Below are 12,163 nucleotides of genomic sequence, written 5' to 3'. Positions count from 1 at the left end.
TGCTATCGTGACGGGGTCTCCGGTTGAACCATCCACGACGACGAGAGAGGACGATGAAGACATCCAGTTTCGCATTGGCCGCCGGGCTGCTTGCCGCCGGCGGCGCCCAGGCCCAACTGCTGGACGGCGCGACCGCGCCCAGGACGCTGTCGTCGACGCCGGCGCCGTCGCAGCCGTTCGGGAAAGTCCAGCCCGTCCCGCGCACCTATATGGGCAATGCCGCGGAGCCGGTCGCAATGAGAAATCCCGACAAGAGTGAGTTCGGCGTCTACGTGGCGGACCCGAAACTGTTCGGCGGCATCAACCTCAGTCCGAACGTCGCGCTCGAAACGGGCTACGCGAACCTCTATACCCGCGGCTATCACTTCGCCGACTACGCCAGGCCCGACGAAGTGAACGGTGCGCTGGGCACCAAGGGCTTCAACAGCTACCTGGCCGCCAGGGTCAACGTGCCCGTCAACGACAGTTTTTCCGCATACGGGAAGGTGGGCGTCGCCTACAGCGAGCGCGTGGCCCACGACAAGACCCTGCGCGCCACTGCCTCGGACAGCGACGTGGGCGCCTATGCCGGGATGGGGGCGCGCTACAAGCTGACCGAGAAGGCGTCCGTGTCCGCGCAGTACGAGCAGTTCGGTAACAGCGCGAAGAAATGGGGCAGCGAGACCAATAATTCCGGGCTGAGCGCCAAGTTCAAAATGGGCTTCTGAGCCTGCGGTCCATGGCACGCGCCTTGTGTCAGAATGTCGGCCGGTTCGACGTGAAAGACGCACATGGATAAATTGATTTCGGAATTGACCCGCCTGTACCTGGTGCGGGACAGCCAGGCCGCGCAGGCGCTGGCGCAACGGGGCGGCGGCGGGCCGTGCGTGGCCGTCGACCTCGTATCGGACAACGGCCTGACGCGCGCCATCGCGATCCCGTTCCGCAAGGCGCCCGGCGCGGACGAGCAGCACTGGGAGCACCTGTGCACCGTCGCGAACGGCCTGCAAGAGGACTTCGGCTTTCCGGCGCCCGCGGTGAGCGTCGCCAGCGCGGGCGGCTTCGTGCTGTGGCTGTCGCTGGCGGTGCCCGTCCCGGTGGCCGCGGCGCGGCGCTTCGTGGACGGCCTCGCCCGCCTCTGGCCGGACACGCTGCCGGACGCCGCCGCCATCGCCATCCCCGTGGAACTGCCGCCGTGCCTGAACGGGGCGACCGGCACCTGGGCCGCCTTCATCCATCCGGGCATGGGCGCGTCGTTCGCGGACGAATCCGGGCTCGACATGCCGCCGCCCGTGGCGGGGCAGGTCGGGTTCCTGGAAGGGCTGGACAGCATCACGGCCGGGCAGTTCGATGCGGCGCTCGCCCGGCTGGAGCCGGTGGCGCCGGTCCGGCCGCCCGCCGCGCCGGCGCGCCACGACGCGGGCATCCCGGACGGGCTGCTGCTCAAGGATGCCACGCTGGAAGACATCGTCCGCGCCCTGCATGCGCGCGACATCGAGCCGACGTTCCGTTTCATGCGCATGGAGCGTCCGGCGCAGTGACCCCGTCCGGCCGGCGCGGCCGGCCGCTCAATCCGCGAGATACGCCGCCAGCTCGTCCGGCGTCCCTTTCGGAAACGCCGCCTTCAGGTAATCGAGGAAGGCGGACACGCGCGCGCTCAGCAGCCGCCGCGACGGATACAGCGCCCACAGGGCAATCTCGGGCCCGGCCACGTCGCCCCAGCTCACCAGCGTGCCGGCGGCGAGATCGCGGCTGACGAGCGAGACGGGCAGGCAGCCCGCGCCGACGCCCGCCCGCACGGCATCGCCCACCATCACGAGCGACGACAGGCGCAGCACCGGGTCGATCACGATGTCCGGCTGTTCCATCACACGCCAGGCCGCCTGGACACTCGTGGTCCGCACGACCGCGGGCACGGCGGCCGCGCCCGCCGGCCGCGCCAGTCCCGGGCTCGCCACGACGACGAGCCGGTCGCGCAGGAAGATGCGGCCGACGAGGTTTTCGTCGGGATCCGGATTGACGCGGATCACGAGGTCATAGCCTTCCTCGACCATGTCGACGGGCCGGTCTTCCGTCGTCACTTCCAGGCTCACCTCCGGGTAGCGCAAGGCGAAGCCGGCGGCCAGCTTCCCCATCGCCGTCTGCGCGAACAGCAGCGGCGCGCTGATCCGCAGCCGGCCGCGCGGCCGGGCGCCGCCCGAGGCGAGCGCCGCCGCCGTTTCGTCGATTTCCGTCAGCAACGCCCCCGTGCGCTCGTACAGCGCCCGTCCTTCCTCGGTGAGCTTGAGCACGCGCGCCCCGCGTTCGAGCAGGCGCAGGCCGAGGCCGGCCTCCAGTTCGGCGACGCGGCGCGACAGGGTCGCTTTCGGGCGGCCGGTCGCCCGTGCGGCGCGGCCGAATCCGCCATGGCGGGCGACGAGGTTGAAATCGGCGAGGGCGAGCAAGTCCATGTGTTTCACCTGTGAGACGGAATGTCTAAATATACCGTCTATCGGCGCACCTGTGGGACGTCTAAGCTGTGAAGCGTCAACCGACACACTTCAACTTCAACCAGGAGCAAACATCATGACCATTCTCGTCACCGGAGCAACGGGCAACGTCGGCCGCCACGTCGTCGACCAACTCGTGAAGCGCGGCGCCAACGTGCGCGCACTCGTCCGCGACCCCGCGAAAGCCGATTTCCCGGCCGGCGTCGACGTCGTCCAGGGCGACCTGCTCGACGTCGATGCCCTGCGCGGCGCGTTCGCCGGCGTGTCCACGCTGTTCCTGCTGAATGCCGTCGTGCCCGACGAATTCACGCAGGCGCTGGTCGCGCTCAACGTCGCCCGGGAAGCGGGCGTGGACCGGGTCGTCTACCTGTCCGTCATCCACAGCGACCTGTACGTCAACGTGCCTCACTTCGCGGGCAAGTTCGGCGTCGAGCGGATGATCGAGCGGATGGGCTTTTCCGCCACGATCTTGCGTCCGGCCTATTTCATGGACAACGACGTCACGATCAAGGACGTCGTGCTCGGCCACGGCATCTACCCGATGCCGATCGGCGGCAAGGGCCTGGCCATGATCGCCGTGCGCGACATCGGCGAGATCGCGGCCATCGAACTGATCCACCGCCACAACGCCACGCGGCCGCTGCCGACCGAGCGGATCAACCTGGTCGGTCCGGACACGCTGACCGGCGCGGACGTCGCCGCCATCTGGTCGGACGTGCTGCGACGCCCGATCGCGTACGGCGGCGACGGCACGGCCGCGTTCGAGCAGAACCTGCGCCAGTTCATGCCGGCCTGGATGGCGTACGACATGCGCCTGATGAGTGAGCGCTTCCTTACCGACGGCATGGTGCCGGAGGCGGGCGACGTCGCGCGGCTGGTTGCGCTGCTGGGGCGGCCGCTGCGTTCGTACCGCGACTTCGCCGCCGGCATCGCCGCCGCGGCCTGACGCCGCGAGCCTTCGGCTTTCCCGCAGTCGAACCTCCGATATTTCTGATTCTTTTGTTGACCCGACCGCTATACACTTTGTTCATCGTCAACACATATAGAAACGTCGATAAACCTGCTGCGCGTTGCACTGTTGTCCTGCGATGCTCGCTGTACTTGCGTACAGCTCCGCTTCTCGGACACCATTGCGGCCGCTCGCGACGGTTTCTCGAGGTTCCTAATTGACGACCTGCCGACCGAAGTCGATCGGTGGAACCAAGCAGAAAGGGATGCAAAATGAATCGAGTGTCACTGAACGCGGGCGCAAAACTGATCGTCCTGGTGGTCGTGCTGATCCTGGTGTGGGCGCTGGCGCCGTTCGGGACCGTGCCGGCCGGCCACCGGGGCGTGATGACGACGTTCGGCAGTCCGAGCGACCAGGTGCTGAGCGAGGGCATCCACTTCCGCGTGCCGCTGGCGCAAAAGCTCAACCTGGTCAACGTCTCGATCCAGAAGGGCGAGGGCGACGGCGACGCGGCCTCGCGCGACCTGCAGACCGTGCACACCCGCGTGGCGCTGAACTACCACGTGCGGCCGGATGCCGCCGTCACGGTGTTCCGCGACCTGGGCAACGAGCCGGGCCAGCGCATCATCATCCCGTCCGTGCAGGAAGCGGTGAAGGCCGTCACGGCGCGCTTCACGGCCGAGGAGCTGATCGCCAAGCGGACCGACGTGCGCGACCAGATCGTCACCCAGCTGCGCGAACGGCTGGCGCGCCACGGCATCATGGTGGACGAGTTCTCGATCGTGAACTTCAATTTCTCGCGCTCGTTCAACGAAGCGATCGAAGCCAAGACGACGGCCGAGCAGCTCAAGCTCAAGGCGGAGCGCGACCTGCAGCGCATCGAGGTGGAAGCGAAGCAGCGCGTGGCGCAGGCCAAGGCCGAGGCGGAATCGCTGGCCGTGCAGCGCCAGCAGGTGACGCCGGAACTGATCCGCCTGCGCGAGATGGAAAACCAGCGCATGGCGATCGAGAAGTGGGACGGCAAGCTGCCGAATGTGGCGGGCGGTGCGATCCCGTTCATCAACGTGACGAACGACGCGAAGTAAGCACTGCAATTGTAAAACTGTGAAACAAAAATAGCGTCGACGTATGGCTGGCAACACGCAGCCATCGTCGCGCTATGTCGTGTAATAATCATTGTCACATCGGCATGCATATTCGACCTGAAGGCCGGTTATCTGCATACCCGTAACAGATCCTTACCAATCCGGGATTCTTGCTTTCTGAACACATTGCTATCGTGGCCACCGTCGCGATTCATCCCGAATCGCGCGCCAGACCACAACCGGAGATAGCAATGAAAGCATTCACCTTCGTCCTCGCCGCCGCCGCGCTCGCCGCAGGCACCGCGGCCCACGCGCAGCAATCGATGACCGCGTCCGATACGGCGTCCTATCATCCGTACGTCGGCATCGGCGTGGCGAGCGCCGGCAACGTCACGACCGGCAGCCGCCATGCGGACGCCAAGATCTTCGGCGGCGTCGACTTCTCGAACAACCTGGGCGTCGAGGCGGGCTACGTGAAATTCTCGAGCCGGGATTCGCATTTTTCGGAAGCGCAGACAGGCTTCCCGGGAGGCGTCATCTCCGCCACGAAAGGCTACGGGGCCTATGTCGCCGCCAAGTACACGGTCCCCATCAACGACCGCTTTTCGGCGTACGGCAAGCTCGGCGTGTCGCACAACGAGCGCAAGTACACCAGCAATGTCGGCTTCGACGAGGACATCGACAACGGCGTGTATGCGGGTCTCGGTGCACAGTACAAGCTGAACGAGAAGCTGTCCCTGGTCGGCGAATACGAACAGTATGGCAAGGGCAAGCAGATGGGCGCGCGTGCAGGCGTGTGGTCGGCGGGGCTGAAGTTCGGGTTCTGAACGAAAAAAGGCGGGACCGGAGTCCCGCCAAGAGGGTACAGCAGAAGATCAGGTGAAGCCGGTCAGAAGCGGTACGTGAACGACGCTTCCCACGTGCGGCCGAAGATCGGACGGGCATTGATCGGGCCGACGCTGCTGCCGACGAGGCGCGAATTGCCTTCGGTCAGGCCGAGTTCGTTGTTGACGTTGGTGCCCGTGACGCGGAATTCCAGCTTGTCCGACAGCTTGGCCAGGATGCCCAGGTCCAGCGTGTTATACGACGGCAGGTACTGGGTGTTCTGCTGGTCGGCCCAGCGCGCGCCCACGTGCGCGTAGGTGCCGTACAGGCGCAGCGCGTAATCGCCCAGCGGGATGCGGTAGCTCGGCGAGAAGCGGTACTGGAACTTCGGCTGGCGCTGCACCTGGTTGCCCGCAATGGTCGGGTTGTCCTTGTACGTCGAATCCTGCCAGTCGCCCGTCAGCTGCAGTTGCAGGCCCGTGATCGGGCGCACGGCCAGTTCGAATTCCACGCCCTTGCCGTGCGAGCCGCTCACCGAGTACAGCACGCCGGTGGTCGTGATCTGCTGGAACGAGATGCCCGTGAAGTCCGTGAAGAAGGCGTTGACGTAGGCGCTGTACAGCGGCGTCGCGGTCTTGTAGCCGATCTCGTACTGCGTGACCTTCGGCGTCGGGACGCGGTTGCGGTCGTTCACGACGTCCTGGCTGCCGGCATTGCGCAGGTCGTCGAAGTAGATGAAGGTGTGGCCCTGGTTGGCGCGCACGAACACGCTCGAATCCTTCGTCAGCTTGTACAGGCCGCCGGCCGTGAACGAGTTGGCGGAGTCGTCGCGCGACAGGCCGGTGAAGCTGCCGGTCGGCTGCGAGGTGCCGTTGTTGTACACGGTCAGCGGATTGTTGTCCGTGTCGCTCGATGCCAGGTTGGAGATCGAGCCCGAGATGTGCTGCTTCTCGTGGCGCATGCCGGCGTCGACCTTGATGCGGTCGCTGATGCGCCATTCGTCGGCCAGGAACACGGCCGTGTTGTTGCCGTCGTACGAGGCGATCGGCGCGTAGAACACGTTGCCGTCGGTGCCGTTGTGCGACACGACGGTGCCGTTGTTCAGCGCGACGTCGATGAGGCGCGCGTTCGGCGTGGCCGTCATCAGGTGGCTGTTGCCGAGGTACCAGACGTCATGCGACGAGTAGTTCGCGACGTAGGCGCCGGCCGTGACGGTGTTGTCGTGGCCGATGTCGCGGCTGACGCGGAATTCGTCCGTGAACGAGCGCAGTTTTTTCTCGACGGCCCACAGGCCCGCCTGCACGACCTGCTGGTTCGCGGCGACGGTGCCGCCGCCGTTCGTGTACGTGATGGCGCCGCCGGTGGCGGGCGCGCCGGCCGCGGCCAGCACGGCGGAATTGCCGTTGGCGGAGGCGATGGCCTGGCTCACGTAATCGGCCGCGCTCAGCGGGTTGTTACCCGTGAACATGGCGATCGTGTCGAGGTCGCCCTTGAAGTAGTTGAACTTGTTCGATACGTCCCAGCCGTTCAGCTTTTGCTGGAAGTCGGCGCCGACCAGGTTCGAGGACAGGCCGCGGCCGTCGCCCAGGTCGTAGTTCAGCGTCTTGCCCGGGCCGGCCTCGACCGTGAAGTTGCGCATCTCGTTGCTCATCAGGGTGCCGCGCAGCGGATCGAAGCCCGGGAACGACGAGATCGTGTGGCCGTTGTTCGACGAGATCAGCGGCACGCCCGTGTAGAACGCGTTCTTGTCGGACGTGGAGCGGGCGTAGACCGTCAGTTCGCCCTGGTCCAGCTTGCGGGTGAGCGAGGCGGACAGCTGGCCGCCGTCGTCGGCCGGGAAGCCCGCGTCGCGCACGCCGTTCGTCGTGCGGTAGAAGCCGCCGATCATGCCGTACCAGCCTTCGGCGATCTTGCCGCTGTAGACGCCGTCGAAGCGGCGCAGGCTGCCGGTGCCCGTCGTGAAGCGCAGGCTACCTTCCGGCTCGTCGCCGCCCTTCTTCATGATGAAGTTCATCGTGGCGCCCGGCTGGCCGCTCGAATAGATCGTGCTCGGACCGCCGCGCAGCACTTCGACGCGCTCGATGGTGTCATCCAGGCGGAAGGCGGACGAGCCTTCGAAGAACGAGAGGACGGGCACGGGGAAGATCGGGTTGCCGTTCATCTGCACGGAGACGAACGGCGAATCGCTGCCCGACGGGAAGCCGCGCACTTCGATGTTGGCGCCGGACTGGCCGCCCGTCGCTTCGGCATACACGCCCGGCACGATCTTGAGGATGTCGGCCGTGCTGGACGGCGCGGCCTGCTTCAGCTGTTCCTCGGTCGCGGTGGTGATCGAGAAGCTCGTGTCGATCTTGCGCGTGCCGGAGGCCGATGCCGTACCGGTCACGACGACTTGCTGGATTTCTTGCTGGACGTTGTCTTGCTGCGGCTGGGGAGAAGCCTGCTGGGCGCTCGCCTGGGACTGGGTGACGAGTGCGAGGACGGCGAGGGCAACTGCCGACAGTTGCGGGAACTGCATGGTGTTTTTCAGCGTGGGGCTGTTCATATTATGCTCTCTTGTGATTGGGAACCGGCGCGGGGCGTCTCCTCCCCGGATTTCCCGTCGATTGGTGGTTCGACAAGGAAAGTGCGGTCATTGAAACATCGGATGACATCGATGTCAATCGAAATGCTATCGATGTCATTTTTTGTCGACAATGCGAAAAAATCTGTCATAATGCGTTCCGCTCAAGTAACCTGTTACCGCTACCCCAGCCTTATCCTCACGAACCACCATGGCGCAAGCGAAAAAAAATCCAGTCGGCGACTCCGCAGTGACGATGGAAGACCTGGCGAAGATCGCCGGCGTTTCCACGATCACGGTGTCGCGCGCGCTGCGCGACAGTCCGCTCGTGACGGAAAACACGCGGGAAAAGATCCGCAAGATCGCGGCCGAGCAGGGCTACCGCTTCAACATCAGCGCGCGCAACCTGCGCATGCGCCGCTCGTATTCCGTCGCCGTCGTCGTCGAGATGACGCCAGTGAAGGGGCGGCCGATGTCGGACCCGTATCCGCTCGAACTCCTGGGCGGCATCACGCAGGAACTGACGACGGCCGGCTACAGCGTCGTGCTCACGTCCAAGCAGTTGCTCGACACGGCGCCGGTGCAGGGCGCCGACGGCCTGATCCTGCTGGGCCAGGGCTCGCACGGCGAGGCCGTCAAGGCGCTGCAACAGACCACGTTGCCGCTCGTCGTGTGGGGCGCGCCGGAAGACGGCGCCACTTATACCGTCGTCGGCTCGGACAACCGCAAGGGCGGCGCCAGCGTGGCCGAGCGCTTCCTGGAGCAGGGCCGGCGCAAGCTGATCTTCGTCGGCGACGTCGACCACGCCGAGGTGCAGGAACGCTGCGCCGGCTTCATCGACGCGCTGTCGAACCGCGCCACCGTGCACATCCTGCGCCCGAAGGCGTTCACGTTCGAGGCGGGTTTCGACTGCGTGACGTCGCTGCTGAAAAAGAAGAGCGGCCACAGCATCGATGGCCTGTTCGCCGCCAGCGACCTGCTGGCGATGGGCGCCATCCGCGCCCTGACGGAAGCGGGCCTGCGCGTGCCCGACGATATTTCCGTGATCGGCTACGACGACACCCCCGGCGCCGCCAGCTTCGTGCCGCCGCTCACGAGCGTCCACCAATACCTGCGCGACGGCGGCGTGCTGCTCGCGAAAAAAATGCTGGCCATGATCGAAGGCGAGACCGTGCAGTCCGAAATGCTGCCGACCACACTGATCGTACGCCACACCTGATCTCCCCCGCACACCGACAAGCTTGAAGAACGCGCCCCGCGCACGAGACGAGGAAACTGAAGTGACTAATGACATCGATAACAATGGCGCCATCGCGGCCGAGCCGTGGCGCATCCGCGAGGCGGCATTCGATCCGGCGCGGGCGTTCCTGCACGAGACCCTGTTCACGCTGGGGAACGGTTACATCGGCATGCGCGGCACGCCGGACGAAGGCACGCTCGCGGGCGCGGGGCAGACGCTGGAAGGCACCTACCTGAACGGCTTTTACGACACGGAAGCGATCCGCTATCCCGAAAACGCGTACGGCCTGGCCCGCGTGAACGAATTCATGCTCAACGTGCCGAACGCCAAGCGCGTCGCGGCCGTCGTCGACGGCGAACGCTTTTCACTCGATGGCGGACGCGTGCTCGCGTGGGAGCGCACGCTGGACCTCGAGGCCGGCCTGCTCGTGCGCACGGTCGAATGGGAGACGGCGAGCGGCAAGCGCCTGCGCATCGCCAGCCGCCGGCTCGTGTGCTGCGCGCGCAAGCACGTCGCGGCCATCGAATATGCCGTCACGCCGCTGAATTTTTCGGGCCTCGTCCGCATCGATGCCGATATCGACGCCGCGGTGACGAACCTGCAGGCGGGCGACGATCCGCGCGTCGGTTCCGCGCTGACGGGACCGTCGCTGATCGAGACGGCACGCGAGGTGGGCGCGCAGGACGTGCTGCTGTTGCAGCGCACGCGCCACAGCGGTTTTGCGCTGGCCACCGCGACGGCATCCGTGCCGTCGGGCGCCCCGGTGCGCGTCGCGCCGGCCGGATTGGGCCACGTCTTCGAGGCCGACGTCGCGCAGGGCGCCACGTTCACGCTGCACAAATACGTCGCCTACGCCAGCTCGCGCGACATGGCGATCGATGCCGTCGGCCCGCACGCGCGCGCCGAACTGGCGCAGGCCCGCGCCGCCGGCTTCGAGGCGCTGGCGCGCGAGCAGGCCGATTACCTGGCCCGCTTCTGGGCTGACGCCGACGTGTCCATCGCCGGCGACGACGCCCTGCAGCAGGGCGTGCGCTTCAATCAGTTCCACCTGCTGCAATCCGTGGGCCGCGACGGCAGGACGAACATCGCGGCCAAGGGCGTGACGGGCGAGGGCTATGAAGGCCACTATTTCTGGGACACGGAAATCTATGTGTTCCCGTTCTTCCTGTTCTCCCGTCCCGAAATCGCACGCGCCCTGCTGCAGTACCGCTACAACGGCCTGCCCAAGGCGCGCGAACGGGCGCGCCAGATGGCGCACGACAAGGGCGCGCTGTACCCGTGGCGCACGATCGCGGGCGAGGAGTGTTCCGCCTATTTCCCGGCCGGCACCGCGCAATACCACATCAACGCCGACGTCGCGTACTCGATCCGCCTGTACCTGCTGGCGACCGGCGACTTCGACTTCATGGCGGAGCAGGGCGCCGAGATCGTGCTGGAGACGGCGCGCATCTGGACCGGCATCGGCAACTACGACCGCAAGGGCCGCTTCTGCATCAACGAGGTGACGGGACCTGACGAATACACGGCCCTCGTCAACAACAACTACTACACGAACGCGATGGCGCGCATGCACATGGCGTTCGCGGCGGACGTCGCCGAGCGCCTGCGTGCCGAGCGGCCCGCCGACTACGCGCGCGTCGCGCATGCGATCGGCCTGTCCGACGACGAAATCCGGGCCTGGCGCGCGGCCAGCGCGGCGATGTTCCTGCCGTACGACGACGACCTCGGCATCCACGAACAGGACGACAGCTTCCTGTCCAAGAAGCCGTGGGATTTCGCCAACACGCCGCAGGAAAACTATCCGCTGCTGCTCAACTACCACCCGCTCGTCATCTATCGCCACCAGGTCTGCAAGCAGGCGGACGTCGTGCTGGCGCTGCTGCTGCTGTCGAACCAGTTTTCGGAGGGCGACAAGCGCCGCGACTTCGATTTCTACGAAGGCGTGACGACGCACGATTCCTCGCTGTCGTCCTGCATCTTCAGCATCGTCGCGAGCGAGATCGGTTATCGCGACAAGGCCTACGCCTACTTCATGGAGACGGCCCGCCTCGACCTCGACAACACCCACGCCAACACGCAGTACGGCGTGCACACGGCCGCGATGGCCGGCACCTGGCTGGGCGTCGCCTACGGCTTCGCCGGCATGCGCCTCGACGACGCCGGCCTGCGCTTCGCGCCCACGCTGCCGGACCAATGGACCGGCTACCGCTTCAACGTGCAGGCGCGCGGCGCGCTGCTGGAAGTGGCGGTCGACGGCGCCGGCACCGGCTACCGCCTGCTGCGCGGCGAACGCCTGGCGTTCGCGCACCGCGGCACGCCGATCACCCTCGACGCGCAGCGCGCGCGGATCCGCATGGAGAACAAACAATGAGCACCCGCCCGGTTTCCAGATTCAAGGCCGTGATCTTCGACCTCGACGGCGTCATCACCGACACCGCACACTACCACTACCTCGCCTGGAAGCGCCTGGCGGACAGCGTCGGCGCGCCGTTCGACGCGGCGTTCAACGAGCAGCTGAAAGGCGTCGACCGCATGGGGTCCCTGGCCCTGATCCTCGCGCGCGCGCCGCGCACGTACACGCCCGAGGAACAGCGTGCGCTGGCCGATGCGAAGAACGGCCACTACCAGGAACTGATCGCGACGATGACACCGGGCGACCTGCTGCCGGGCGCCCTGCGCGCGCTGGAAGACGTGCGCGCGGCGGGCCTCAAGATCGGCCTCGCGTCGGTCAGCCGCAACGCGTTCACGGTGCTCGACCGCCTGGGCATCCGCGACCGCTTCGACGACGTCGTCGATGCCGCGACCGTCGTCAACGGCAAGCCCGATCCGGAGATCTTCCTCACCGCGGCCGCGCACCTGGGCGTGCCGCCGGCCGACTGCCTCGGCGTGGAAGACGCGGCCGCCGGCGTCGCGTCGATCAAGGACGCGGGCATGGTCGCGGTGGGCGTGGGCAGTCCGGACGTGCTGTACCGGGCCGACCGCGTGATACCGTCGATGGCGGCGTTCCGGCTCGAAGACTACTGACGCGCATCA

Annotated in this window: 10 protein-coding genes; 8 read left to right on the top strand and 2 right to left on the bottom strand. The window is 66.5% G+C overall.

The features are described 5' to 3' along the window. Positions 1 to 53 precede the first annotated feature (53 nt). Positions 54 to 707 carry an outer membrane beta-barrel protein gene (locus U9J41_RS18505; RefSeq protein WP_322403638.1) on the top strand — a complete coding sequence of 218 codons (654 nt, stop codon included), beginning with the start codon at positions 54 to 56 and terminating at the stop codon, positions 705 to 707. A gap of 63 nt (positions 708 to 770) precedes the next feature. Then, on the top strand, positions 771 to 1,520 hold the full coding sequence (locus U9J41_RS18500) for a hypothetical protein (RefSeq protein WP_322403637.1): 750 nt from the start codon (positions 771 to 773) through the stop codon (positions 1,518 to 1,520). A gap of 27 nt (positions 1,521 to 1,547) precedes the next feature. Here U9J41_RS18500 and U9J41_RS18495 read toward each other — a convergent pair whose 3' ends face one another. Further along, positions 1,548 to 2,429, bottom strand: coding sequence for a LysR family transcriptional regulator (locus tag U9J41_RS18495; protein ID WP_322403636.1), 882 nt, complete (start codon positions 2,427 to 2,429; stop codon positions 1,548 to 1,550). 115 nt (positions 2,430 to 2,544) lie between these two features. Here U9J41_RS18495 and U9J41_RS18490 point away from each other — a divergent pair, with 115 nt between their 5' ends. The 3 genes from U9J41_RS18490 (at position 2,545) to U9J41_RS18480 (ending at position 5,329) form a co-directional block, all read left to right on the top strand. Then, entirely contained in the window at positions 2,545 to 3,414 is an 870-nt protein-coding gene (locus U9J41_RS18490) for an SDR family oxidoreductase (RefSeq protein ID WP_322403635.1), read from the top strand. 275 nt (positions 3,415 to 3,689) lie between these two features. Beyond that, positions 3,690 to 4,502, top strand: coding sequence for a prohibitin family protein (locus U9J41_RS18485; protein WP_322403634.1), 813 nt, complete (start codon positions 3,690 to 3,692; stop codon positions 4,500 to 4,502). Positions 4,503 to 4,753: 251 nt separating this feature from the next. Further along, positions 4,754 to 5,329 (top strand): porin family protein, encoded by a 576-nt coding sequence (locus tag U9J41_RS18480; RefSeq protein ID WP_322403633.1) that lies wholly within the window; start codon positions 4,754 to 4,756, stop codon positions 5,327 to 5,329. Positions 5,330 to 5,391: 62 nt separating this feature from the next. Here the strand turns inward: U9J41_RS18480 and U9J41_RS18475 are convergent, their stop codons facing one another. Beyond that, positions 5,392 to 7,872 carry a TonB-dependent receptor gene (locus tag U9J41_RS18475; protein ID WP_322403632.1) on the bottom strand — a complete coding sequence of 827 codons (2,481 nt, stop codon included), beginning with the start codon at positions 7,870 to 7,872 and terminating at the stop codon, positions 5,392 to 5,394. 229 nt (positions 7,873 to 8,101) lie between these two features. On the opposite strand from U9J41_RS18475, the gene U9J41_RS18470 reads away from it, so the two are divergent. The 3 genes from U9J41_RS18470 (at position 8,102) to pgmB (ending at position 12,154) form a co-directional block, all read left to right on the top strand. After that, positions 8,102 to 9,109, top strand: coding sequence for a LacI family DNA-binding transcriptional regulator (locus U9J41_RS18470; protein WP_322403631.1), 1,008 nt, complete (start codon positions 8,102 to 8,104; stop codon positions 9,107 to 9,109). A 61-nt stretch (positions 9,110 to 9,170) separates the two neighbouring features. After that, complete coding sequence (locus U9J41_RS18465) at positions 9,171 to 11,501, top strand: glycoside hydrolase family 65 protein (protein ID WP_322403630.1); 2,331 nt, start codon at positions 9,171 to 9,173, stop codon at positions 11,499 to 11,501. After that, the gene (gene pgmB / locus U9J41_RS18460; RefSeq protein WP_322403629.1) at positions 11,498 to 12,154 is read left to right on the top strand and encodes a beta-phosphoglucomutase; all 657 of its coding nucleotides are present in this window, start codon (positions 11,498 to 11,500) and stop codon (positions 12,152 to 12,154) included. The genes U9J41_RS18465 and pgmB overlap by 4 nt, the downstream gene beginning before the upstream one ends. Positions 12,155 to 12,163 lie beyond the last annotated feature (9 nt).

Origin of the sequence: Massilia luteola (assembly GCF_034420155.1) — a bacterium.
Lineage (GTDB): Bacteria > Pseudomonadota > Gammaproteobacteria > Burkholderiales > Burkholderiaceae_D > Telluria > Telluria luteola.
This window is presented reverse-complemented; position numbering and strand designations above follow the sequence as displayed.

What these genes read in the sequence shown, in the direction of transcription:
- U9J41_RS18490 (WP_322403635.1), top strand. Translation starts at nt 2,545, where the DNA reads ATGACCATTCTCGTCACCGGAGCAACGGGCAACGTCGGCCGCCACGTC.
- U9J41_RS18495 (WP_322403636.1), bottom strand. Translation starts at nt 2,429, where the DNA reads ATGGACTTGCTCGCCCTCGCCGATTTCAACCTCGTCGCCCGCCATGGC.
- U9J41_RS18480 (WP_322403633.1), top strand. Translation starts at nt 4,754, where the DNA reads ATGAAAGCATTCACCTTCGTCCTCGCCGCCGCCGCGCTCGCCGCAGGC.
- U9J41_RS18475 (WP_322403632.1), bottom strand. Translation starts at nt 7,872, where the DNA reads ATGAACAGCCCCACGCTGAAAAACACCATGCAGTTCCCGCAACTGTCG.
- pgmB (WP_322403629.1), top strand. Translation starts at nt 11,498, where the DNA reads ATGAGCACCCGCCCGGTTTCCAGATTCAAGGCCGTGATCTTCGACCTC.
- U9J41_RS18470 (WP_322403631.1), top strand. Translation starts at nt 8,102, where the DNA reads ATGGCGCAAGCGAAAAAAAATCCAGTCGGCGACTCCGCAGTGACGATG.
- U9J41_RS18485 (WP_322403634.1), top strand. Translation starts at nt 3,690, where the DNA reads ATGAATCGAGTGTCACTGAACGCGGGCGCAAAACTGATCGTCCTGGTG.
- U9J41_RS18500 (WP_322403637.1), top strand. Translation starts at nt 771, where the DNA reads ATGGATAAATTGATTTCGGAATTGACCCGCCTGTACCTGGTGCGGGAC.
- U9J41_RS18505 (WP_322403638.1), top strand. Translation starts at nt 54, where the DNA reads ATGAAGACATCCAGTTTCGCATTGGCCGCCGGGCTGCTTGCCGCCGGC.